This is a genomic window from Bradyrhizobium sp. USDA 3397, from assembly GCF_054060965.1.
Genome location: NZ_JBSSDS010000001.1, coordinates 2,393,484 through 2,416,092 on the forward strand (window position 1 = coordinate 2,393,484; position 22,609 = coordinate 2,416,092).

The 22,609-nt window shown below is 65.0% G+C and carries 21 protein-coding genes; 7 read left to right on the top strand and 14 right to left on the bottom strand.

Features of this window, described 5'->3' with window-relative positions; translation table 11 throughout:
- Positions 1-49 precede the first annotated feature (49 nt).
- Positions 50-832 carry an enoyl-CoA hydratase/isomerase family protein gene (locus ACVWYQ_RS11355; RefSeq protein ID WP_404539494.1) on the bottom strand — a complete coding sequence of 261 codons (783 nt, stop codon included), beginning with the start codon at positions 830-832 and terminating at the stop codon, positions 50-52.
- Between the two features lie 166 nt (positions 833-998).
- On the opposite strand from ACVWYQ_RS11355, the gene ACVWYQ_RS11360 reads away from it, so the two are divergent.
- On the top strand, positions 999-2,378 hold the full coding sequence (locus tag ACVWYQ_RS11360; RefSeq protein ID WP_456725616.1) for a caspase family protein: 1,380 nt from the start codon (positions 999-1,001) through the stop codon (positions 2,376-2,378).
- On the opposite strand, the gene ACVWYQ_RS11365 is transcribed toward ACVWYQ_RS11360, so the two are convergent.
- The 8 genes from ACVWYQ_RS11365 to ACVWYQ_RS11400 form a co-directional block, all read right to left on the bottom strand.
- Positions 2,351-4,477 (bottom strand): molybdopterin oxidoreductase family protein, encoded by a 2,127-nt coding sequence (locus ACVWYQ_RS11365; RefSeq protein WP_404539490.1) that lies wholly within the window; start codon positions 4,475-4,477, stop codon positions 2,351-2,353. The two genes, ACVWYQ_RS11360 and ACVWYQ_RS11365, sit on opposite strands and share 28 nt — an antisense overlap.
- A 166-nt stretch (positions 4,478-4,643) precedes the next feature.
- A complete protein-coding gene (locus tag ACVWYQ_RS11370) occupies positions 4,644-5,450 on the bottom strand; it encodes an SDR family NAD(P)-dependent oxidoreductase (RefSeq protein WP_404539487.1) in 807 nt (268 codons plus the stop codon).
- Between the two features lie 22 nt (positions 5,451-5,472).
- Positions 5,473-6,765: a TRAP transporter large permease gene (locus tag ACVWYQ_RS11375; protein WP_404650976.1), complete on the bottom strand. Its 1,293-nt coding sequence runs from the start codon at positions 6,763-6,765 to the stop codon at positions 5,473-5,475.
- Complete coding sequence (locus tag ACVWYQ_RS11380; RefSeq protein ID WP_275511421.1) at positions 6,756-7,307, bottom strand: TRAP transporter small permease; 552 nt, start codon at positions 7,305-7,307, stop codon at positions 6,756-6,758. The genes ACVWYQ_RS11375 and ACVWYQ_RS11380 overlap by 10 nt, the downstream gene beginning before the upstream one ends.
- Positions 7,308-7,372: 65 nt before the next feature.
- Positions 7,373-8,344 carry a TRAP transporter substrate-binding protein gene (locus ACVWYQ_RS11385; protein ID WP_275511422.1) on the bottom strand — a complete coding sequence of 324 codons (972 nt, stop codon included), beginning with the start codon at positions 8,342-8,344 and terminating at the stop codon, positions 7,373-7,375.
- A 321-nt stretch (positions 8,345-8,665) separates the two neighbouring features.
- Positions 8,666-9,394 (bottom strand): Crp/Fnr family transcriptional regulator, encoded by a 729-nt coding sequence (locus tag ACVWYQ_RS11390; RefSeq protein WP_271537244.1) that lies wholly within the window; start codon positions 9,392-9,394, stop codon positions 8,666-8,668.
- A 303-nt stretch (positions 9,395-9,697) separates the two neighbouring features.
- Positions 9,698-9,823, bottom strand: coding sequence for a hypothetical protein (locus ACVWYQ_RS11395; protein WP_404539482.1), 126 nt, complete (start codon positions 9,821-9,823; stop codon positions 9,698-9,700).
- Positions 9,824-9,918: 95 nt separating this feature from the next.
- Positions 9,919-10,632: a helix-turn-helix domain-containing protein gene (locus tag ACVWYQ_RS11400; protein WP_404539479.1), complete on the bottom strand. Its 714-nt coding sequence runs from the start codon at positions 10,630-10,632 to the stop codon at positions 9,919-9,921.
- A gap of 151 nt (positions 10,633-10,783) precedes the next feature.
- On the opposite strand from ACVWYQ_RS11400, the gene ACVWYQ_RS11405 reads away from it, so the two are divergent.
- Complete coding sequence (locus ACVWYQ_RS11405) at positions 10,784-11,101, top strand: c-type cytochrome (protein ID WP_404539476.1); 318 nt, start codon at positions 10,784-10,786, stop codon at positions 11,099-11,101.
- 7 nt (positions 11,102-11,108) lie between these two features.
- Here ACVWYQ_RS11405 and ACVWYQ_RS11410 read toward each other — a convergent pair whose 3' ends face one another.
- Genes ACVWYQ_RS11410 through ACVWYQ_RS11420 form a run of 3 tightly spaced genes read right to left on the bottom strand, consistent with a single transcriptional unit; the run spans position 11,109 to position 14,122 of the window.
- On the bottom strand, positions 11,109-12,212 hold the full coding sequence (locus ACVWYQ_RS11410; protein WP_404539474.1) for an ABC-type transport auxiliary lipoprotein family protein: 1,104 nt from the start codon (positions 12,210-12,212) through the stop codon (positions 11,109-11,111).
- Between the two features lie 3 nt (positions 12,213-12,215).
- Entirely contained in the window at positions 12,216-12,983 is a 768-nt protein-coding gene (locus ACVWYQ_RS11415; protein ID WP_036029007.1) for an ABC transporter ATP-binding protein, read from the bottom strand.
- Between the two features lie 2 nt (positions 12,984-12,985).
- Positions 12,986-14,122 (bottom strand): MlaE family ABC transporter permease, encoded by a 1,137-nt coding sequence (locus tag ACVWYQ_RS11420; protein WP_404539471.1) that lies wholly within the window; start codon positions 14,120-14,122, stop codon positions 12,986-12,988.
- Between the two features lie 169 nt (positions 14,123-14,291).
- Here ACVWYQ_RS11420 and ACVWYQ_RS11425 point away from each other — a divergent pair, with 169 nt between their 5' ends.
- Both ACVWYQ_RS11425 and ACVWYQ_RS11430 read left to right on the top strand, forming a co-directional pair.
- A complete protein-coding gene (locus ACVWYQ_RS11425; protein WP_404539468.1) occupies positions 14,292-14,558 on the top strand; it encodes a hypothetical protein in 267 nt (88 codons plus the stop codon).
- The gene (locus tag ACVWYQ_RS11430) at positions 14,559-15,047 is read left to right on the top strand and encodes a phage holin family protein (RefSeq protein WP_404539466.1); all 489 of its coding nucleotides are present in this window, start codon (positions 14,559-14,561) and stop codon (positions 15,045-15,047) included. It begins immediately after the preceding gene.
- 546 nt (positions 15,048-15,593) lie between these two features.
- Here ACVWYQ_RS11430 and ACVWYQ_RS11435 read toward each other — a convergent pair.
- Positions 15,594-18,287 (bottom strand): bifunctional acetate--CoA ligase family protein/GNAT family N-acetyltransferase, encoded by a 2,694-nt coding sequence (locus ACVWYQ_RS11435; protein WP_404539463.1) that lies wholly within the window; start codon positions 18,285-18,287, stop codon positions 15,594-15,596.
- A 449-nt stretch (positions 18,288-18,736) separates the two neighbouring features.
- Here ACVWYQ_RS11435 and ACVWYQ_RS11440 point away from each other — a divergent pair, with 449 nt between their 5' ends.
- The 3 genes from ACVWYQ_RS11440 to ACVWYQ_RS11450 all read left to right on the top strand — a co-directional run bounded on the left by ACVWYQ_RS11440 (position 18,737) and on the right by ACVWYQ_RS11450 (position 22,118).
- Positions 18,737-20,275: a bifunctional aminoglycoside phosphotransferase/ATP-binding protein gene (locus tag ACVWYQ_RS11440; protein WP_404546168.1), complete on the top strand. Its 1,539-nt coding sequence runs from the start codon at positions 18,737-18,739 to the stop codon at positions 20,273-20,275.
- Complete coding sequence (locus ACVWYQ_RS11445) at positions 20,275-21,258, top strand: CHAD domain-containing protein (protein WP_404539461.1); 984 nt, start codon at positions 20,275-20,277, stop codon at positions 21,256-21,258. The genes ACVWYQ_RS11440 and ACVWYQ_RS11445 overlap by 1 nt, the downstream gene beginning before the upstream one ends.
- Positions 21,259-21,389: 131 nt before the next feature.
- Entirely contained in the window at positions 21,390-22,118 is a 729-nt protein-coding gene (locus ACVWYQ_RS11450) for a CBS domain-containing protein (RefSeq protein WP_404539458.1), read from the top strand.
- Between the two features lie 12 nt (positions 22,119-22,130).
- Here ACVWYQ_RS11450 and ACVWYQ_RS11455 read toward each other — a convergent pair whose 3' ends face one another.
- Positions 22,131-22,589, bottom strand: a complete 459-nt coding sequence (locus ACVWYQ_RS11455) for a RidA family protein (protein ID WP_404546166.1) — start codon at positions 22,587-22,589, stop codon at positions 22,131-22,133.
- Between the last annotated feature and the right edge of the window lie 20 nt (positions 22,590-22,609).

Here is a 22,609-nt window from a genome sequence, read left to right on the forward strand (position 1 = left end):
CCAAATGGCGCGCCCCGGAATGACAGCAGAGAGCAGTGCCCCTGCCTCCTCACCTCCCCGTCCAGACCGGCTTCCTCTTCTCGCTGAACGCCTTCAACCCTTCCTTGGCGTCCTCGGTCATCGCGAGCAGCGCGATCTGGCTTTCGGTGTAGGCGATGCTCTCGTCGAACGACATCGAGGCGATCGCGCGCATGGCGTATTTGCCGCGGCGGATCGCGGTCGGGGATTTGTCGACGATGCGGCCGATCAGCCAGTCGACCTTGGCATCTAACTCGGCGGCGGGCACGAAGTAGTTGAGCAGCCCCGCGGCCTGCGCGGCCCTGGCGTCGAACGGCTCGCCCGTAAGCGCCCATTCGTTGACGAGACGGGGCGGAGCGATGCGCTGGAGCAGGCTCAGCACCTGCATCGGGAACACGCCGACCTTCACCTCCGGCAGGCCAAAGACGACGTGATCGGCCGCAACCGCCATGTCGGTCATGCACAGAAGGCCCATGCCGCCGGCCATGCAGACGCCATTGAGGCGCGCAATCGCGGGCTTGGTGGCGTTCTGTGACAAACGTAACAGATCGGCATAGTCGACATTTGGTTTGGAATGATCCATCGCGAAAGCCGCGCCGGAATTCTGCAAGTCGGCGCCCGCGCAGAACGCCTTGTCGCCCGCGCCCGTCAGCACGATGACGCGGACGTCCTTGTCCTCATGCGCGTCGCGATAGGCTCTTGTGATCCCGGCGATGACCTCGCCGTTCAGCGCGTTGCGTTTCTCCGGCCGGTTGATGGTGATCCAGAACGCCTGCCCGCGCTTCTCGGTGATGACGGCTGTGGTGTCGGTCATGACATGCTCGCTCGCTTGGTCCGGTTTTGCAGCCATTTGCGGCAGGACCGGCGGCGCGCGCAAGGGCAATCTGCAGGGTCGCCTCACCATAGCGTGTGGGCGCAACTTCGCTTCGCGATTGAACTGGGGCTTGCGCGCGTTATCCTGACCGGAGATTTGATCACCGATGAGCCATTTCATGCGCGCCGCATTGATGTTGTTGCTGGCAGGATTGGTCGTGCTGAGCGGCGGTGCCGCATGCCATGCGGCCGACACCGCGAAGATCGCGCTGGTGATCGGCAACGCGAAATATCCCGACAATGAGTTCGTCCTGAGCGAGGTCGCCAACGATGCCCAGGACGTCGCCGAGGAATTGAAGCGCGGCGGCTTCGTCGTCGACAGGCAGAGCAATCTCACCGGCGATGCCATGCGGCAGGTGCTGGGCCGCTTCTACGACCGCATCGAGCGCGGCGCGGTGGCGCTGATCTTCTTCGACGGCTTTGCCATCCAGTCCAACCGTCAGACCTATCTGCTGCCGGTCGATGCCCAGATCTGGACCGAGCCGGACGTCTCGCGCGACGGCTTCGGCCTCGACGCCATCCTCGCCGAGATGAACACGCGCGGTGCCGCCATCAAGATCGCGCTGATCGACGCTTCCCGCCGCAACCCGTTCGAGCGGCGCTTCCGCCGCTATTCGGCCGGCCTGGCACCGGCGATCGCACCGAGCAATACGCTGGTGCTCTACTCCGCCGCGCTCGGCGCGGTCACGGCGACCGGCAAGACCGATCGCAGCCTGTTTGTCGCCGAGCTGCTGCGCGAAATGCGCGCGCCGAACATCAGCGCCGAACAGGCCCTGACCAACACCAAGAACGGCGTGGTTGCCGCCACCAACCGCGAACAGGTGCCCTGGCTGTCCTCCTCGCTGACGACCGAGTTCTCGCTCGCAAGCCCGGCGACGCGGCCGCGGGACGACGCGGCCAAGCCACAGGTGCAGACACCCGAGCCGCAAAAGCCGGTCTGCGAGGTACCGCAGGCGGAGCCCGCCCCGAATGCGGACGAACTGGCACGAGATCCCGTCATCGCCGATCTCAGCCGCAAGATCACCGCCAACGCCAACGATGTCACCTCGCGCTACAAACGCGGCCAGGTCTACGCGATCAAGCGCGCCTATGCGCTCGCGATACAGGATTTCGACGCAGTGCTCCGCCGCGCGCCCAAGGACGCGGAAGCCCTGAACAACCGCTGCTGGAGCCGGGCTGCGACGGGCGACCCGCAAGGCGCGCTCGCCGACTGCAATCTGGCGCTCCAGATCAACCCGGGCTTGAGCGATGCACTCGACAGCCGCGGGCTCGTCAACCTCAAGCTCGGGCGCAATGGTGAGGCAATCAAGGATTATACCGACGCGATCCAGCGCAACCCGCGCTCCTCGTCCTCGCTGTTCGGCCGCGGTATCGCTGCGCGCAGAAGCGGCGGCGACGGCGTCACCGATATCGCGCAGGCGAAGTCGATGAACCCGAACATTGCGAAGGAATTCGCAGGCTACGGCGTTACGGAGTGCACGCCTTGAGCTGAGGCGGCCTTCCTGATCCAGACCTTATTATCGTGGAACGCCGCGCCGCCGATCGGCGCGATGGTGTCCGCGCCGGTCAGCACGTTGATGCCACGGCCGCCGATATGGTTGCTGTTGGGATGGACGGATTCGGCGATCAGGACACCGCGCCGCACGCCCTCGAACAGCGTCGCGATCAGCGTGGTCTCGCCGCGGCCGTTGCCGAGCGTCACCGCATCGCCATCGGCGATGCCGAGCGCGGCGGCGTCGAGCGGGTGGATCATCACGCTGGCCCGGCCCTCGCGCGCCTGCGAGGACGGCGTCTCGTTGAAGGTGGTGTTGAGGAAGCTGCGCGAGGGACTGGTCGCGAGCCGGAACGGGTGGGCCCGGTCGGCGTGCTCGATCACCGCCCAATGGTCCGGCAGATCAGGCATTTTGTCGAAATCGCCCATCGTCTGCCCGAACGGCGGGTGCGCCCAATCGGCTTTAAAATGGAACTTGCCGTCGGCGTGAGCGAAGCCGTCGAGATAATGCGACGTGCGGAAATCCGGCTGCAGGTCGCGCCAGATGTCGGCTTCGAGGCCGGCGATGTCGCCGTGATTGCTCAGCTTCAGCGTGGCGTCGATCAATTCGCGCGGGCTCATCTCGAAGCCCGGATGCCTGGCGCCCAGCCGCGGCGCCAGCGCCTGCAACACCTCGTGGTTGGAGCGGCATTCGCCCGGCGGGTCGATCAGCTTTGGCCCGACCGAGATGTGCTGATGGCCGCCGCCGTAATAGAGGTCGTCATGCTCCATGAACATGGTCGCCGGCAGCACGATGTCGGCCATCTGCGCCGTCTCGGTCATGAACTGCTCGTGCACCGCCACGAACAGATCCTCGCGCGCAAAGCCCTGCCGGACCAGCGCCTGCTCCGGCGCCACCGTCATGGGGTTGGTGTTCTGGATCAGCAACGCCTTGACCGGGCCCTTGCCCTGCAGAGCTTCGGCATCGCCGGTGAGGATGCGTCCGATCTGCGACTGGTCGAGCGCGCGGGTGGTCTTGTCGATGGCGTCGTGGCCTTCGATGATGGATTCGTTGAAGTGCCACAGCGCGTAATTGTTGAAGAAGGCGCCGCCGCCTTCATACTGCCAGGCGCCGGTCACCGCGGGAATGCACAGCGCCGCATGCATCTGCGTCGCGCCGTTGCGCGAGCGGGTGAAACCATAGCCAAGACGGAAGAAGGTCCGCTTGGTCTCGCCGACAGCCTTGGCGAAGGCCTCGATCTCCGACACCGGGACGCCGCAAATGGCCGAGGCCCATTCCGGCGTGCGCGACTTCAGATGTGCCTCGAGCTCGGCCGGGCAATCGGTGTACTTGTCCATGTAGGCGCGGTCGGCATAGAAGTCGCGGAACAGGACATGCATGACGCCGCAGGCGAAGGCGCCGTCGGTGCCGGGCCGCAGGATGATCCTGATGTCGGCCTGCTTCATGGTCTCGTTGTCGTAGATGTCGATCGCCGCGATTTTCGCGCCGCGCTCCTTGCGGGCGCGCGAGGCGTGCGTCATCACGTTGACCTGGGTATTGACGGGATTGGTGCCCCAGATCACGACGAGATCGGACAGCGCCATCTCGCGCGGGTCGACGCCGGCGATCTTGCCGGTGCCGATCGCAAAGCCGATGCGCGCGACATTGGCGCAGATGGTCTGGTAGAAGCGCGAATATTTCTTCACATGGGTGAGGCGGTTGAGCCCGTCGCGCATCACGAGGCCCATCGTGCCCGCGTAGTAATAGGGCCAGATCGATTCCGCGCCGAACTCGCGCTCCGCCTGGTTGAAGCGGTGGCCGATCTCGTCCAGCGCCTCGTCCCAGGAGATCCGCGCGAACTGACCTGAACCCTTGGGGCCGGTGCGGCGCAGCGGATAGATCAGCCGCTCGGGATGATGGATGCGCTCGGCATAGCGGGCGACCTTGGCGCAGACGACGCCGGCGGTGTAGGTCTGCTTCTTCGAACCGCGGACGCGGCCGATGCTGCGGCCTTCGACCACCTCGACATCGAGGGCGCAGGCCGAGGGGCAATCATGCGGACAGGTCGAATGGCGGATCTCGATCTTCGGGCTGATCTTGGCGTGCTGGTTCATGTCCCAGTTCGTAACACCAAAATACCGGCCAGCCGAGCGCATTTATCCGGCAAGCCCCATGCGATTTGCTCAAGCCGCGCGCGCCGGAGCTTCCTGCTGCGGTTGCGAAGGAGGCTCGGCCAGTAAGCCGCCCGACGTGCAAGCGCAACCCGAGCTACAACCTTTGCTATTTGTGCAACTGGGTGAGACCGGTCGGCGGGCCGTCGACGGCAGTCCAGCCGCCGTCGACGAACAGCGTGCTGCCGCTGACATAGCTTGCGGCATCCGAGGCGAGATAGGCGACGGCGGTCGCGACCTCGTCGGCGCTGCTCCAGCGGTTGAACACGGTGTGGCCGGCGTAGAGATTGTAGATGTCGGGGCGCTGCTTGAACGGGCCGGTCAGCGCGGTCTCGGCAATGCTCGGGGCGATCGCGTTGACGCGCACGCCGGCGTGGCCGACCTCGGAGGCAAAGCCCTTCACCAGGAGGCCGATCGCCGCTTTGGTCGAACCGTAGACGCCGAGGCCCGGCTCGATGGTCACCGCGCGGACCGAGGAGCAGGCGATGATGCTGCCGCCCCTCTGCGCGACCATGATGCGGCCGAAGGCCTGGAAGAACCAGACCGTGCCCTTGACGTTAAGGTTGAGGACGCGGTCGAGATCCTCCTCGGTGTAGTCGAGGATGGTCTTGCGGATGTTGAGCCCGGGCGTCGTCACGGCGATGTCGAGCCGCGGGAACTTCTGCATCACGGTTTGGGCGAGCGCGTTGACGTCCGCGGCGCTTGCGGCGTCGCAATCAGCTGCTTCCGCCCAGCCGCCCTTGTCGCGAATGCCGGCGGCGGTCGCCTCCGCTGCGTCGAGCGCACGATCGGCGCAGACGACCCGCGCACCGAGACCGGCAAGCGCTTCGGCCGACGATTTGCCGATGCCGGATGCGGCGCCGAGAACGACCGCAGTCTTGCCGGTGAGATCGAAGAGCTTGCGATAGTCCGTCACTGACAATGTCTCCCTGGTGCTGCTAGCCCTTGTAGCCCATCAAGAGGCGCGGCAGCCACAACGAGAATGCAGGGACGTAGGTCACGAACATCAGTGCTGCGATGAGCGCAGCATAGAACGGCAGGATGGTGCGCATCACCGCACCGACCGAGATGCCGCCGATGGCGCAGCCGACGAATTGCGTCGTTCCGACCGGCGGCGTATTGAGCCCGAGGGCGCAATTGATCAGCATCAGCATGCCGAACTGCACCGGGTCCATGCCCGCCTTCATCGCGATCGGCAGGAAGATCGGGGTGCAGATCAGGATGGTGGCCGCCATGTCCATGAACGTGCCGAGCACGAACAGGATGATGTTGATGAGCAGGAAGATCACCCAGGGCTGCGTCGACAACTTGTTCATCATCGCGCCGGCGAGATCCGCCACTTCGTAAAGTCCCATCAGGTACTGGAACATGGTGGAGACGCCGATCAGCAGCAGCACCACTCCCGTCGTCTTCACCGCCTTGGCCGCGGCGCGCAGGAAGTTGCCCCAGGTCATGGTGCGGTAGATGAAGAACGTCAGCAGGATCGAGTAGGTGACGGCGATGGCCGCCGATTCGGTTGCCGTGAAGACGCCGGACAGGATGCCGGCCAGGATGATGCCGACGATCAGAAGCCCCGGCAGCGCCGCCGCCAGCGAGCGGACCACCTCGGCCCAGCCCGGGAACTTGCCGGCGGGATAGCCGCGCTTCACCGCGACCGCGTAGGCGGCAACCAGCATGCAGACCATCAGCACCAGCGCCGGCAGCAGGCCGGCCGCAATGAGCGCGCCGATCGAGACCTTGCCGCCGGCCGCCAGCGCATAGATGATCATGTTGTGGCTGGTCGGCATCAAGGCGCCCACGAGCGAGGCATGGGTGGTGACGTTGACGGCGTAGTCGGTATCGTATCCCTCCTTCTTCATCATCGGGATCATCACCGCGCCCATCGCCGACACGTCGGCCACGGGCGAGCCGGAGACGCCGCCGAACAGCGTGCAGGCGACCACGTTCGACATGCCGAGCCCGCCGCGGATGTGCCCGACGAGATTCTTGGCGAGCTGCACGATCTTGTCGGCCACGCCGCCATGCAGCATCAGCTCACCGCTGAAGACGAAGAACGGAATTGCGAGGAAGGAGAAGATGTTCATCCCCGACATCATCTGCTGGAAGATGACGGCGACCGGCAGGCCTTCGTAGAGGATGGTGCAGATGGCCGCCAGGCCGATCGCGAAGGCGACCGGTACGCCGAGGATCAAAAAGCCGAAGAAGGTGGCGCCGAGGATGATCAGTTCCATGAGGGGACGACCTCTTCGCCGCGCAGGAGAGCAATGATGTGCTCGATGGAAAACGAAACGATCAGGATGCCGGAGGCGAACAGCGGCACGTAGCGGATCACCTCGGGCAGGCCGAGATTGGGGATCTTCACGGTGCCGACCGACGCGCCGAGGATCCAGCCGTTATAGGCCATGGCGAGGCCGAACACGGCGACCAGAACGTGGATCACGATCTCGATCTTCTCCCGCGCGTGATCGGGGAGCATGACCAGCAGGCTGTCCATGCCGATATGCCCGGCATCGCGTACGCCGACGGCGGCGCCGATCAGCGTGACATAGAGGATCAGGACCAGCGCCAGGTTCTCCGTCCAGGTCGGGCTGGAGTTGAGCACGTAACGTCCGAACACCTGGTAGAAGACGATGGCGACGATGACGAGCAGGCCGGTGACCGAAAGGTACATGCCAATGCGCGCGATGGGGGCATTGACCCGCGACAGCAAGCCGGTGGACGGGCGTGCTGCTACGGCCCCCTGCTCGTGACTTGCGACGTGTGGGTCTGTCATCCCGCGCCTCCTCACGGCATCCGGTGCCGCCTGGCGGCGACGCCGGACCCGATTCCCGTATTGTCTTACTTGGTGTCCTGGATACGCTTGACGAGGCTCTGCAGCTTCTCGCCACCGGCGAACTTCTGGTACACCGGCTTCATCGCATCCACGAACTCCGCCTTGTTGCCGATCGTGACGACCTGAACGCCAGCGGCTTCGACGGTCTTGCGGGCGGCCTGCTCGCGCGCGTCCCAGAGCTTGCGCATGACGGGCACCGATTCCTTGGCGGCCTTGCGGACCATCGCCTGGTCCTCCTTGCTCAGCGTGTCCCAGACCTTTTTCGAGATCACGAGAACTTCGGGCGCGAGGGAGTGCTCGGTGATGTTGTAGAACTTGGCGGCTTCGAAGTGACGGGAGGATTCGTAGGACGGCCAGTTGTTCTCGGCAGCGTCGACGAGGCCGGTCTTGAGCGCGGTGTAGACCTCGCCATAGGGCATCGGCGTCGGGTTGGCCCCCAAGCTCTGGATCATGCCGACCCACAGGTCGGATTGCTGGACGCGGATCTTCAGGCCCTTCAGATCGGCCAGCGATTTGACCGGTCCCTTGACGGTATAGACCGAGCGCGCGCCGCTGTCGTAATAGGCAAGGCCGACCAGGCCCGCGGGCTCCATGGCTGCCAGGATCTCATCGCCGATCGGACCGTCGAGGACGGTGCGCATGTGCTGCGTGTCCCTGAAGACGAAGGGCAGGCACAAGGCGATGGTCTCGGGCACGAAATTGTTCAGCGGCGATGCGTTGATCCGCATCATGTCGAGCGCGCCGATCTTGAGTTGCTCGATCGTGTCCTTCTCCGAACCCAGGGCGCCGTTCGGAAACACCTTCACGCCAAGCTTGCCGCCGCTCGCCGCCGCGAGTTGCTGGCCCATGAACTTGACCGCCTCGACGGTCGGATAATCGGCGGGGTGAACGTCAGCCGAGCGGAAATCGCGTGCAGTGGCCAGGGGTGCTGAGACCGCCAGTGCAACGGCTGTGATGATACCGGTGAGCGTCTTCATGTGGGCTTCCTCCTGGGTTGATTGGATTGATTATATCGTTGTCGGCCCGGCTGCAGGCCGCCTTGGGTCGCTCCGCTTCAGGTGTGAAGTCAAGCGCCAATGTCGTCCCTAGGGCGGGCGGCATTCTCTGTCCAAGCCAAATCCGGCATCGATCGATGCAAGACTTGCATCGATCGATCTCTGGCGCAATTCGCACTATGGGTGGGTATGGCGGGCTGGCTCGACGTCGCTGGGCCCGTGACTTGACGCCTCCAAAGATCGAGCGGGCCTCCGCGGGCTGGACCTGCGCGGTCGCCATCATCGACGATTAGGCCGACGGCGTCACTCGCCGCCGAGGCCGCTCTCGGCGAGCTCGCGCAGCGCGTCCGTATCGAGCACGACGATGGCGCCGTGCTCGAGGCGGACCCAGTTGCGGCCGGCCCAGGCGCGCAATTGCTTGTTGATGCTCTCGCGCGTCATCCCGACCATCTCGCTGATCTCCTGCTGCGTGATGGCGAGCGTGCCGCTGCCGGAAGCCAGCTTGCGCTCTTCGGTGAGACCGAGCAGCGCACTGGCAAGCCGGCCCGGCAGATTCTGCAGGATCACCTGCTCGACCTGCTGACTGGTCCAGCGCAGGCGCGCGCACAGCAGCTCGATGAACTTCATCGCCAGCGCCGGCTGGCTCTTCACGAACGGCAGGAAGTCCCGGCGATCGATGACGTAGAGCTCGCAATTGGTGTTGGCGGTCGCATCCGCCGACCTGGGCGCGCCGTCGAGCACGGCGATCTCGCCGAAGATTTCTCCCGGGCCGATGAGATTGAGAATGGCGTTCCGCCCATCAGGCGATGAGGAGGAAATCTTGACTGTTCCCGCGATCACCGCGAAGAGATTGTTGCCGGGATCGCCCTTGGCCGCGATCGTCGCCCCACGCTTGACGGTGGTGTGCTTGGCGTAGCGGCAGAGTTGATCGAGCGCTTCCGGCTCCAGATCCGCGAAGATCGGGTGCTTGCGCAGGACCGATAGTTTGTTGCCCGCCGGTTGTCGGGGATCGCCGGTCTTGTCCTGAGGCACGCCGCGGGGCTCCTAAGACTACGAGGCACTGGGTTCCTGCGTAGTCAACGTTACCAGGCATTTCAACCGGAAAGCACGCGCGCGATTTGAGGCAAATGCCACGAAAAGGCCGGTAACGAGGAAGTCAGCAGCCAAAAGCTGCGGCGATGCGTCTTCTTCGACGCAGAGTTGCGGATTACGCAAACTGCGATTGCGTCGAGACGCTGCCGAGGGCCAGCGCCCGCCTGGGCGAACATCGACCCTGGCGCGCCGGACTCGGACCTAAACCTGGACTTGGACTTGGACTTGGACCTGCAGAAGGCTTCAGTGCCTGGAATCCGGATCGAGCCGGCCCGCCCTGGTTTGCCGGTCAGCCCAGGCCAGAACTGCGGCGAACACGACAAAGATCGCGACAACGACAACGATCACCAGCAACGCGTCAGCAGGCATCATCCCCTCCCGGATTTCTCTCCGGCGTTATTTTGCGGGGCATGGCCGCCGTCATTGATCGGGATCAAATTGCCGAGAGAGTCCCGGAGATGAGGTCAGGCTGCGGCCATAGCCTCGACACGGGCCGGATCGAGCAGGCTGATTCCGCCGTGAATGATCTCGATCACGCCGTGACGCTCAAGCTTGGTAAAGGTGCGGCTGACGGTCTCGATGGTCAGGCCGAGATAATCGGCGATGTCCTGACGGCTCATCGGAAGCGCGACCATGTCGGACGGACCCTTGAGCGCGACCAGCCGCTCACGCCAGCCGAGCAGAAAGGTCGCGACCTTCTCGTCGGCCGAGCGGCGGCCGAGCAGAACCATGTGGTCGCGAGCCTGGCTCAACTCGCGAATGGCCAGCTCGTTGATGCGCCTGAGCAATTGCGGCCGGTCTTCGATGAAACGGCCGAAAGGCCCTTTAGGGAATTGGCACACTTTCACCACGCCGATCGCATCGGCCGAAAAATTGTGCCGGCCGGACAGATTCATCCCGAGGAAGTCACCGGGCAAGGCAAAGCCGACGATCTGCCGCCGGCCGTCAGGCAGCAGCTTGTACAGCCGCATGACGCCTTCGAGGACGTTGTAGAACGAGGTCGTGATGTCCTCCTCGGAAAACACGGTCTCGCCCGAATCGAAATGGACGCGGCGGCCGAGATGCTCGAACTCCCGGAGTTCGGCTGCATCGAGCGACGAGCAGACCGCCGCTCCACGCACGGCACAATCGTCGCAATGATGTCCGTTCGGCTCACTCGTGACCACGGAAGGCTTCATCCATCGCTCCCCACGCCGGCCGCTCCCGACGTCAGGCCGAGTCCACCGCGCGGCTGCATTTTACTGCACCGTGCCGCAGCCGATTGACCCAGATCAAATTTGGCTGGCATCCCGCTCTTATTCTGCGTCCACGGTTCGACGGGATGATTCCATGCTGCAAAGCGCACTGCGTCACGGCCTGATTGGGCTGCTTCTGATCACGCCTGCGCTCGCGGCCCCGGCCGCCCAACAACGCGGCAAGGCTTTCGCCCGAGCAAATTGCGCACGCTGTCACGCGATCGACCGCGCCTCCAAGAGCCCGCTGGAGATCGCGCCTCCCCTACGCAACCTGCATCGGCGCTATCCGATCAACAGCCTTGGCGAGGCGCTGGCCGAGGGGATCTCCACCGGACATGCCGACATGCCGGCCTTCGCGCTCAGCCCGGACCAGATCCACGACCTGCTATCCTATCTGAAGACGCTGGAATAGTCGCCCCTCACACCGCCTGCACGGTCCATCCGATCAGCTCCTTGGCGATGCGCGCGAAGGCGACATCGAAGGCGGCGACAGAAGCGGCCGGTTCGACCTTGTCGAGCTTTTCGCTGGCCTCGATGAGCCGCGATGCGATCACCTTGCCATTCTTGTCGACGATCCGCGCCGACAGTCCGATTTCGGCCCGAGCCTCCCCATCCGTCGCGATCCGAAAGCGCCGGATGTCGAGCAGGAGCTGGTAGTCCGCCGCGCCGAGATCCGTCGTGCGCAGCGGGGCGTGGGCGATGTCGTAGTTCTCGAAACTGTCGATCAGGCGCGCCTGCACCAGTTTCGGAATGCTGTCAGCCCAGAGGAACTCCGCAAAGCCCGGCCTGTCCCCGGCCGGCGCGAACAGCATGCGCTGGGTCTGCAGCATTGCCACTGCCGTCGGCTCTGGGATGGCCAGCGACGCCGACAGCGTCTTGCCGGCCGGCCCGGGATTTTGCGGCGTCCGCAGGTCGTAGGTGACCTTCGGCGCGGGCGTGCCGCCGCCGGTCATCTTCTCGAGGCCCGCCAGGATGCCGTCGATCTTGCCGGTGTTGCGCGCGAGCCCGTCGGAGAAGGTCTTGAAATTGGCAATGGTGTCCTTCAGCGGGCCGGAATTGTCCTGAAGCACCGTGTCGACCCGCCGCAGCGCATCGCGCGCCGCCTGCGTCATGCTCTGGCCTGCGCCGGCCTCCGCGATCAAAGTCGGCAGCTCGCCGGACTTCGCGATTATCACGCCGCCCTCCAACGTCACCACGGGAACGCCGGTCAGGCCCTGGAATTCGAGACCGACCTTGGTGTCGGCACGCACCGGCGTCGCGGTTGCAACGGAGATCGTGGCATTGACGAAGCGCGGGTTTTCAGGCGCGAGTCCGAGCTGGGTGACCTCTCCGACCCGAATGCCGTTGAACAGCACGCCCGCGCCGACGAGGAGGCCGGGCACCGGTCCCTGGAATTGCACGTGATAGTTCGTGCGCGGGCCGATGCCGCCGGTGTTGTTCAGCCAATAGACGAAGCCGAACACTGCGACGATCGCGACCAGCACGAAACTGCCGATCAGCACATAGGGAGCGCGGGTTTCCATCTCTCATCTCATCTCGTGTTGCAGCATCTGCGAGCGCTTGCCGTGGAAATAGGCGCGCACCCAGGGATGCTCGGATTGCAGCAATTCGCGCATCGGGCCGATCGCCACGATCTTGCCGTCGGCGAGCGCGGCGACGCGATCGCAGACCGTGGTCAGGCTCGCAAGGTCGTGGGTCACCATGAACACCGTGAGCTCCAGGGTCTTTTGCAGCGTCTTGATCAACGCGTCGAACTCGCCGGCGGCGATGGGGTCGAGGCCCGAGGTCGGCTCGTCCAGGAACAGGATCGGCGGATCGAGCGCGAGCGCGCGCGCCAGCGCCACGCGCTTGGTCATGCCGCCGGACAGCTCCGCCGGATATTTGTCGGCGTCCTCCGCACGCAGGCCGACCATCTCGAGCTTGGCGATCGCGATCTCATCCATCAGCTCCTGCGACAGGACGAGATTTTCGCGCAAGGGAAACTGGACGTTCTGGCGCACCGTCAGCGAGGAGAACAGCGCGCCCTGCTGGAACAGGATGCCCCAGGCCATCGCGGCGCCGCGGCCGTGGCCTCCGCCGGGTTGTCCCATGACCTCGATGGTCCCGCTCCGGCGCGGGATGAGGCCGATGATGGTCCGCATCAGAACCGACTTGCCGCCGCCGGAGGCACCCACCAGCCCGAGGATCTCGCCGCGGCGGACGTCGAGCGACAGATGGTCGAGCACGGTCTGGCGACCGAAACCGACCACGAGATCGCGGACGCGGATCGCGAACTGGTCTTGCGATTCTTCCATCGTCACATTCCGATCGAGGCAAAGAAGATCGCGAACAGGCCGTCGAGCACGATCACCAGGAAGATCGATTTCACCACTGACGTCGTGGTCTGCCGCCCCAGCGACTCCGCGCTGCCCTTGACGCGCAATCCCTCGCTGCAGGCCACGATCCCGATCACCAGCGCCATGAACGGCGCCTTCAGGATGCCGACCTCGAAATGGGTGACAGAAATGGCCTCATGCAGGCGTGCGATGTAGATCGCCGGCCCCATGTCGCCGTAGAACTGCGCGACGAGCCCGCCGCCGTAGAGCGCGGCGATCGATCCGATGAAAGTGAGGATGGGCAGCGCAATGACCAAGGCCGCAACGCGCGGCAGGATCAGGACGTCGACCGGATCGAGCCCCATGGTGGAAAGCGCGTCGATCTCCTCGCGCATCTTCATCGAGCCGAGCTCGGCGGTGTAGGCGCTTCCCGACCGCCCTGCGACCATGATGGCGACGATCAGCACGCCGAGCTCGCGCAGCACCAGGATGCCGACCATGTCGACCGTATACGATTCCGCGCCGAACCTGCGGAAGTGGAAAAAGCCCTGCTGTGCGATGATGGCGCCGATCAAAAACGTAATCAGCGTGACGATGGGGATCGCCTGCCATCCGATGCGGTAGAGCTGATATACCAGCGAGGTCAGCCGCAGCGAACGCGGCCGGCGCAGCACGCCGATGACGGCCATGAACAGGGCGCCGAGCATCTGGAGAAAGACCGTGACGTCCTCCCGCGCCCCGACCGTGGACTTGCCGAGATCGCCCAGCCGCGCCAGGACCGGATTGGGCGCGGCCGCCGGAGCCGGCGTGCGGCGGTTGACCTGGCGCACCTCGTCCATCAGCCCGCTGAAATGATCGGCGACGCCGACGAACTCGGCCGACCTACCTGACGACGACACCCTGCGCGACAACTTCTCCAGGACCCAGGCGCCGAGCGTATCGAGCGCGCTGATGCCCGACATGTCCAGGGTTACGGCGCGCGAACGATCGACGTCGGCCCCGACCGAGCGGGACAAAGTCTCGAGCCTCACCACGTTCGCGGCGGTCCAGCGCCCTTCAGGACGCAATTTCAGCACATCGCCCGACGGCGTCGCGCGTAGCAGCGGTTCGTGGTCCACGCTTTCCACCTCATCGGGACAATCGGTCCCCATCCAGCCGGTACTTCTAGGCCAGCATGTGGCGGCCGGCTTGACCTGTCTCAAGACACCCCCGCCTCTTGACGCAAATCAAGCGCGATCGCTGCGCGGGGTCTTAGGCTCGTTTCAATTCAATGAGGGTGCCAGATCCATGTTCGACGCCAACAGGATGAGCGAAGAGTTGCGAACGCTGAAGGTCGACGTCACGCGCCTGTTGAGCACCGCCGGCGAGGAGATGTTCGAGAGCTCGAAAGCTCGCACCGAAGCGCTCGCCGATCAGATCAGGGCTGCGCTCGGCGAGACCGTCGAACAGGAGGGGGAGAAGCTCCAGGGCCTCGTTGCGGAGCGCCCGATTACCTCGCTCGCCTCCGCCTTCGCGCTGGGCGTGGTCGTCGGCTTCATGCTGAGGAGACACTAGGTGAACACCGAGAACGTCGTCAAACATCTGCGCGTGCTGTGGCGCACCGACAGGATCATCGCCGACATCAGGCTGCGCCATCTGCTGATCGGCCTCGGCCTGCGCGCCTTCGCGGCGCTGATCGCCGCGTTCGGACTGCTGATGCTGGAGCTGTCGGCCTATTTCGCGCTGGTGCAGATCTGGAGCGCGATCGCCGCGGCGGCCATCCTCGGCGCCGTCAATTTCGCCATCGCGGCCGCTCTCTTCCTGATCGCCGGCCGGCCTCCGTCGGGCCGCGATATCGAGCTCGCCAACGAAATTCATGACGCGTCCATCGAAGCGCTCCAGCTCGAGGCACGTGCGCTCCAGGCCCAGGTGTCGGGCGCGGTGCATCATCCGCTGAGCACGATCGTGCCGACGCTGCTGCCGCTGATCGCAATCGTCGTGAAGAACTTGCGAACGGCGGCCAAGACGGCGCCCGATGCAGATTCGGCCAAGGCGCGCTCCTAGAGGAACGGCTTCGGCTCGAGTCGGATGCCGCGGCGACTTGTTCAACTCTCGCGGCAGAGCAATCGCATGGAGCGATTTCTGCAATGGCCATCCTTCGAGACGCCCGCCGTCGGCGGGCCTCAGGATGAGGATCGAGGGCGCTACGCCAGACGCTGCCTCCCAGCAAAAATGCGAAAACAACCCCATGCACAGTAGACCGCCCCTGTCAGAACAAGGACTTGCGGGGATGGACGAGGTCTTTTCGGATTTGCGAAATAAATTCTGGCACGTCGGGCAAAACAGTGGCATACTGGCACCATCGCAACAGTCGCGAGCGTCAGGCCTGCAAGGCTGCGCCAACCCCGACGCTGTTGCGCATAAACCCTTCATCCACATTTCGAAATTCGCATTCGCGCGCAGCGCGCCTGCGCCGCCCAGGAGGACACGGCACGTGACCACAGCTCTCTCGCATCCCATCACATCGCCGCTCGCGGCAAACGATCGCGGCGCCCCCGCCGCGAACCCCATCGCGGTCAGGCGTCCCGACCCGCAGGCCGGCGAACGGCATCAAAGCTTCAGCCTGACGTCGCAGATGTCTGGCTCGGCCGGGTCCGGCTTGACCTCGAAGCCGAGCTGCCGGCACATGTCGAGCATGACGGTGTTCTCCTGCAGCACGTCGCCCGATATGGTCTTCAATCCTTCCGACCGCGCGTAGTCGATGATCAACTGCATGAGGGCCCAGCCGAGCCCCCTGCCCTTGAGGTCGGACCTCAGCAGGATCGCGTATTCGCCGGTCTCGTAGATCGAGTCGGAATGGAGCCGAACCACGCCGACCATTTCGCCGCTGGCCTCGTCGAACGCGATGAAGGCCATCGCGCGCGCATAGTCGAGCTGGGTCAGGCGCGCGATGAATTCGTGGGTGAACTCCTTCATCGGGGCGAAGAAGCGCAGGCGAAGGTCGTGCGCCGTGACGTGACGCAGGAATTCGTGGATGGTCGGCTCGTCCTCGGGGCGCATGGGCCGCACGAAGATGCGCCAGTCCTCCTTGAGCTTGAGGCGGCGCTCCCATTGCGACGGATAGGCGCGAACGGCGAAATTGGCCGGGCCGGAGCCGGCGAACTTCCGCTGCGGCGGTGCGATTGCGACGCGGGCATCCACCGCGGTCACGCCGGTTTCGTCGGCCAGCAGCGGATTGATGTCGAATTCGCGGATCTCGGAAATGTCGGCCGCCATCTGCGCCAGCTTGACCAGCACCATGGCGACGGCGTCGTGCTTCACCGCCGGCACGTCCCGATAGGCCTTCAGCAGCCGCGACACGCGCGTGCGGTCGATCAGATCGCGGGCCAATTGCAGGTCGAGCGGCGGCAGCGCCAGCGCCTTGTCGTTGATGATCTCCACCGCCGTGCCGCCGCGGCCGAAAACCACCACCGTGCCGAAGGTCGGATCGTCGGCAAGGCCGAGGATCAGCTCGCGCGCCTTTGCCTTGACGACCATGGCCTGGACGATGACGCCGCCGATACGCGCCTCGGGCCGCAGCTTTCGCGCTCGCGCAAGTATGTCCGTCGCCGCTGCACGCACGGCCTCCGGCGTCGTCAGGTTGAGCACGACGCCGCCGACGTCGGATTTGTGGGTGATGTCCCGCGACATGATCTTCAGCACGACGGTGCCGCCTTGGGCGAAGATGTCCTTTGCATAGGTCACCGCCTGGTCGACATCGGCTGCCGCAAAGGTCGGCACCATCGCGATATTGTAGGCTTCGAGCAGGTGCTTGATCTCGACAGGTTCGAGCCACTGGCGGCCGTCCGCGATCGCGGCTGTGACGATCTCTCTCGCCCCCCTGACATCCGGAACGAACGTATCGGGCATCGCGGGAGGCACCTGGGTCAGCTCCTCCACGACTTCCCGGTGCCGGACCAGATGCATGAAGCCGCGCACGGCGTCGTCCTCGGTCGGATAGTTCGGCACGCCGGCGCTGGAGAGTGCCTGGATGATGTGCTGATCGGCGCCGACCCAGGCCGCCAGCACGGGCTTTGCCCATCGCCGGTGCTGCTCCCGATACTTGGCCACGAGCTCCGTCACGGTCTTGGCGATCTCGACGGCCGATGCGATCGCGGTCTGCACGTTGAGGACGAGGACTGCGTCGTTGTCGCGATCGGCCAGCAGCTCCTCCAGCGCCGCTGCGTAACGCGCAGCGTCGGCGTCGCCCACGATGTCGACGGGGTTTGCACCGGACCAGGTCGGCGGCAGCGCCGCATCGAGCTTCCTGCGCGCATCAGTCGAGATGGTTGCCGGAATACCACCGAGCTCGACCAATCGATCGACGGCGAGGACGCCGATGCCGCCACCGTTGGTGAGGATGGCGAGACGCTTTCCCGTCGGCGATTCCACGCGGCCGAGTGTCTCGGCACAGTCGAACAGCTCGCGCAGGTCGGACACCCGCAGCACGCCCGCGCGGCGGAACGCCGCGTCATAGACGGCGTCGGCACCGGCGAGCGCCCCGGTATGCGTGGCAGCGGCCTTCGCACCCTGCGCCATGCGGCCGGACTTCACCACGACGACGGGCTTCACGCGCGCGGCGGCCCGCGCCGCCGACATGAACTTGCGCGCGTCCTTGATCGCCTCGATGTAAAGCAGGATCGCGCGGGTCTTGTGATCCATCGCGAAATGGTCGAGCAGATCGGCAATGTCGACGTCGATCTGATCCCCGATCGAGACGATGCCGGAGAAGCCGACGCCGCGCTGCGCGGCCCAATCCACCATGCCGGCGGCAATGGCGCCCGATTGCGAGATCAGCGCGAGGTTGCCGGCCCCCGGCATGTGGGCGGCGAAACTGGCATTCAGGCTGACGCCGGGCATCATGATGCCGAGGCAGTTCGGCCCGATCAGCCGCATGCCGTGTTTGCGGGCGGCAGCGCTGGTCGCCTCGTGCAGCGATCCCGGTCCCTGGCCGAGCCCCGCCGAGACGATCAGCGCACCCGCAGATCCGCGACGGCCGGCCTGCTCGACGATGCCTGGAATCTCGCCCGCGGGCGCGGTGACGACGACGAGCTCGGGCACGAAGTCCAGCCTGTCCAGGCTCTTCACCGCCGCGATGCCGCCGATCTCGGCGTGGCGCGGATTGACGAGGCCAAACCGCCCCTTGAATCCGGCCTTGCGAATGTTCTCCAGGACCGCACGTCCAACAGACGCCGGACGCGCGCTCGCGCCGACGAGCGCGACCGAGCGCGGCGACAGCAGGTTGTTTAGGCGATAGATAGACATGAAAGCAAATGCGCTGGGTCAGCGGCGGTTCCGATGATTGAGGATGCGGCCGAAGCAAGGAGCCTGGTACGAGATCATAACCCAGCACGGTGGCTGGCCAATGACGGCCATTGTCACGTTGTCGATGCCATGGAAGTTCGAAAGACGTACCCGACGGGCATTGGAAGCTCCTCAGCCTTCAACATAGGCAAGCGCTTCATCGAAATACTTGATCCTCGTCAAGCCGGGGAACTCGGTACTGGTCACCCGGGACGGGCGTTGACTGAGTCAAGGACTGGCCACTCGGTCGTTCTATGAGATAGTTCAGTCGGAGCGGTTCGCCCGGAGACAGACATGCGTGCGATAGTGTTGCCGGCCCCACGTGCGCGGCTCCAGATGGAAGAGCGGCCCGACCCGATCCTCGGCGCGGCCGTGCTGACGCCCTGATGGTGCTTGCCATGTCCGTTTCGATGAAGGATGACACGGCGGCTCAGGAGCGCATCTTTCGGATGCTGACCGACCATCCCGGCGTGATGCGCATCGACACGCATGCCGCCTCGGTGTTCCTGGACGCAAAGCGCGCGCTGAAGATCAAGCGCGCCGTCCGGTTTCCCTTTCTCGACTATTCGACGCTCGAAAAGCGCAAGGCGGCCTGCGAGGAGGAGATCCGGATCAACCGGCCCTTGGCGCCGCAGATCTATCATGGCGTTGTGGCGATCACGGAAGAGCCGGATGGATCGGTGAAGGTCGAGGGCGCCGGCCGGCCGATCGAATATGCGGTCGACATGTCGCGCTTCGACGAAAGCAGGACGTTGGATCATCTGGCCGAGGCGGGCCCGCTCGACGCGAAGCTTGCCTCGGCCGCCGCCGACGCCATTGCGGCTTCGCACCTGGCGGCGACACGCGCCGACGGAGAAGCATGGGTCTCCTCCATCCCGGGCCTGATCGACGGCAACACGAATGGTCTGCAGCCCGGCGGCCATTTCAGCGCAGAGGCGATCGAGCAACTCGGCAAGGCTTCGCACGCGGCCTACTCGCGTATTCGTCCCCTGCTCGCAGAGCGCAATCAGCGGGGATTCGTGCGCCGCTGCCATGGCGATCTGCATCTGGCAAACATCGTCATGATCGATGATCGCCCCGTGCTGTTCGACGCGATCGAGTTCGACGTGCAGATGGCGACGGTCGACGTGCTCTACGATCTCGCATTCACGCTGATGGACCTGCTGCAGCATCATCAGCCGGGCGCGGCGAACATGGTCCTGAACCGCTATCTCGCCGCGACGCCGGCCGACAATCTCGACGGGCTCTCGACCCTGCCGCTATTCATGTCGATCCGGGCGGCGATCCGCGCCCAAGTGACCTTGGCGCGACTCAAGCGGCCGCATTCCGACGGTCCCGGCATTCTCAACCTGGCACGACGTTACTTCGACCTCGCCGGCACGCTGATCCGTCCTCCCGCTCCGCGCCTGATTGCGGTCGGCGGGCTGTCCGGCACCGGAAAGACCGCCCTGGCGCACGCGCTCGCGCCGGTCGTAGCACCGGAGCCGGGCGCCATCGTGCTGCGCAGCGATCTCGTCCGCAAGCAGATGTTCGCCGTCGAGGACACCCACCGTCTGCCGCCTTCGGCCTATGCGCCGGAGGTCACGACCCGCGTCTACGACGCGCTGGTGCGGCTGGCCCGGCGGGTGCTGGCGCAGGGCCATTCGGCGATCGTCGACGGCGTATTCGCGCGCGAGGACGAACGCGATGCGATCGCGGCGCTGGCGCGCGAGTGCAATGTGACGTTGAACGGGCTGTTCCTGGTCGCAGACCTTGCAACCCGGCAAGCGCGCATCGGCAGCCGCCGGGGAGACGCATCGGACGCCACGCCGGAGGTTGCCGCGCTGCAAGAGCACTATAATATCGGCCATGTCGGCTGGGCGATCATCGATGCCTCCGGGACACAAGAGCAGACGCTTCAGAACTGCCGGAACGTCATCGCTGAGGGGCAAACAAGGCAAACTGATTGATGCGAAGGAAGTCGCGACCCACCACGCGCTCGACGGCAAATACGCATGCCAAGCCGGCAACGCGGCGCAATGTCCTGCCCGCCCGCCTCAGCCCCGGCATGGCCTGCGACACGGCCTTCCGCATCATCGCCCGCCGACACCTCGGCGCGGTGATCGCTCAGCACGACGGCACCTGCCGCGGCGATCCGGATGCGCTGCACCAGATCCGGATCGCACTGACGCATCTGCGGACTGCCATCCGCTTCTTCTCGCCGATGGTCGACGATAACGTGCGACCGGAAGTCTGGGCCGAACTGAAATGGCTGAACAGTCAGCTCGGCATGGTGCGGGACCTCGACGTGGCCATCGAGCGGATCGTCGCAGAGAGTAGCGACGAGCTCGCCGTGGTCGCCGAGCTTCAGCGCTGGGACGAGAAACGCGCGGAGAGCCATCGGCTGCTGGCGCGTGCGCTGCAATCGGCGCGGTATCGCCGCCTGGTCGAGCAAACCTCAACGTGGATCGAAAGCGGCCCCTGGTCGACCCGCCGCAGCAAGGAAGCGATCCGGTTGCGTCGCTGCACCCTCGCCGACCATGCGACGGAGCGGCTGACCGAGTGGGAAACGACGCTGCTCAAGAAGGCCCGTAAGCTGAAGAAGCTCGATGTCGAGAAACGTCACAAGCTGCGGCTGCTCAACAAGCGGATGACCTACTCGGTCGAGTCGCTTGCGGATCTGTTCGCCGATGGCGTGGCGACGAAACAGAAGTCCATCCTCAAGCAATTGCGCAAGGCACAACGCTCGCTCGGTCAATTGAACGACGATGCACGCGGACAGGCGCTGGCGGCGTCATTGAATGGCGCCGGGATCGATGCCAGCAATCGCTTCCTCGATCGCAAGCGCGAGAAGAAGCTGTTGCGGAAGGCGTCGACGGCCTATCGCAAATTGGACAAGGCGAAGCCCTTCCGCTCCTCGGATCTCGCGCCGAGATCGGAGCCGGAGGCTTAGGTGTGGCGGAGCCGTCTCACAAATGCTCAATCGGACGAACATGTTCATCCGATTGACCTGAGTCAAACCGCACCTTGGTACCCTGTTTAGGTTCATGCATCGAAATTCCAAAAAGCCAGCGGAGTTTGTCCATGCGCGCCCACCAGATCATGGCCCGGTCGGTCATCTCGGTCACCCCCGACACCAGCATCGTCGAGGCGGCAAACATCATGCTGAAGCGACATGTGAGCGGCCTCACGGTGGTCGACGCTACCGGCAAGCTGGTGGGCGTGGTGTCGGAAGGAGATTTCATCCGCCGCAGCGAGATCGGCACCGGGCGCAAGCGCGGGCGCTGGCTGCGGTTCATCCTCGGTCCGGGCAAATCCGCCAGCGACTTCGTCCATGAGCACGGCCGCAAGATCTCGGAAGTGATGACCGACTCGCCCGTGACCATCACCGAGGATACGGCGCTTGCGGAGATCGTCGATCTCATGGAGCGAAACAACGTCAAGCGGCTGCCGGTGGTGCGCGACGACAAGGTTGTCGGGATCGTGTCCCGCGCCAACCTGTTACAGGCCTTGGCCGGGCTCGCCCGCGAAGTGCCGGATCCAACCGCCGATGACGACCACATTCGCAGCCGCATCATCGACACCATGGAGAAGAACGACTGGTGCCCGTTCGGGCTGAACGTCATCGTGCGCGACGGTATCGTTCATCTCAGCGGCGTCATCACCGAAGAGCGGGCACGGCAGGCCGCGATCGTCGCCGCGGAGAACGTCGAGGGCGTGAAGAAGGTGCACGATCATCTCTGCTGGGTCGACACCATATCCGGCGTCTATCTCAACTCGCCTGAAGACGACGAGCTCGCCAAAGCGAGCTGATCGCGGTGCAGTTCAGCTCGGAATGACGGCGGTGGCTTCGATCTCGACGCGCGCCGCCTTCTCGACGAGGCGGACGACCTGAACCAGGGCCATCGCTGGATAGTGCGTTCCGAAGACGTCGCGGTAGATCTTGCCGAGCTCCTTCAGATTGGCCAGGTACTCGTCCATGTCGACGACGTACCAGGTCAGGCGCACGAGGTGCTCGGGCCGGGCACCGGCCTCGGCCAGGATCGCTGCGATGTTGTCCAGGGTCTGGCGCACCTGCGCAACGAAGCCATCGGCGAGACGCTCCTCGGCGTCCCAGCCGATCACCCCGCCGGTGACGACGATACGTCCTTCGGCAGCCATGCCGTTGGCATAACCCTTCGGCAGCGGCCAGCCTGACGGCTGCAGGATCTGCGCCCTTGTGCGCGTTCCATCTTCGGCTGCGGTCGGCAGCACCGCGAGTTGCGGGCTTTTCGGCGTCGTCACAGACAATTCTCTATCCTTCT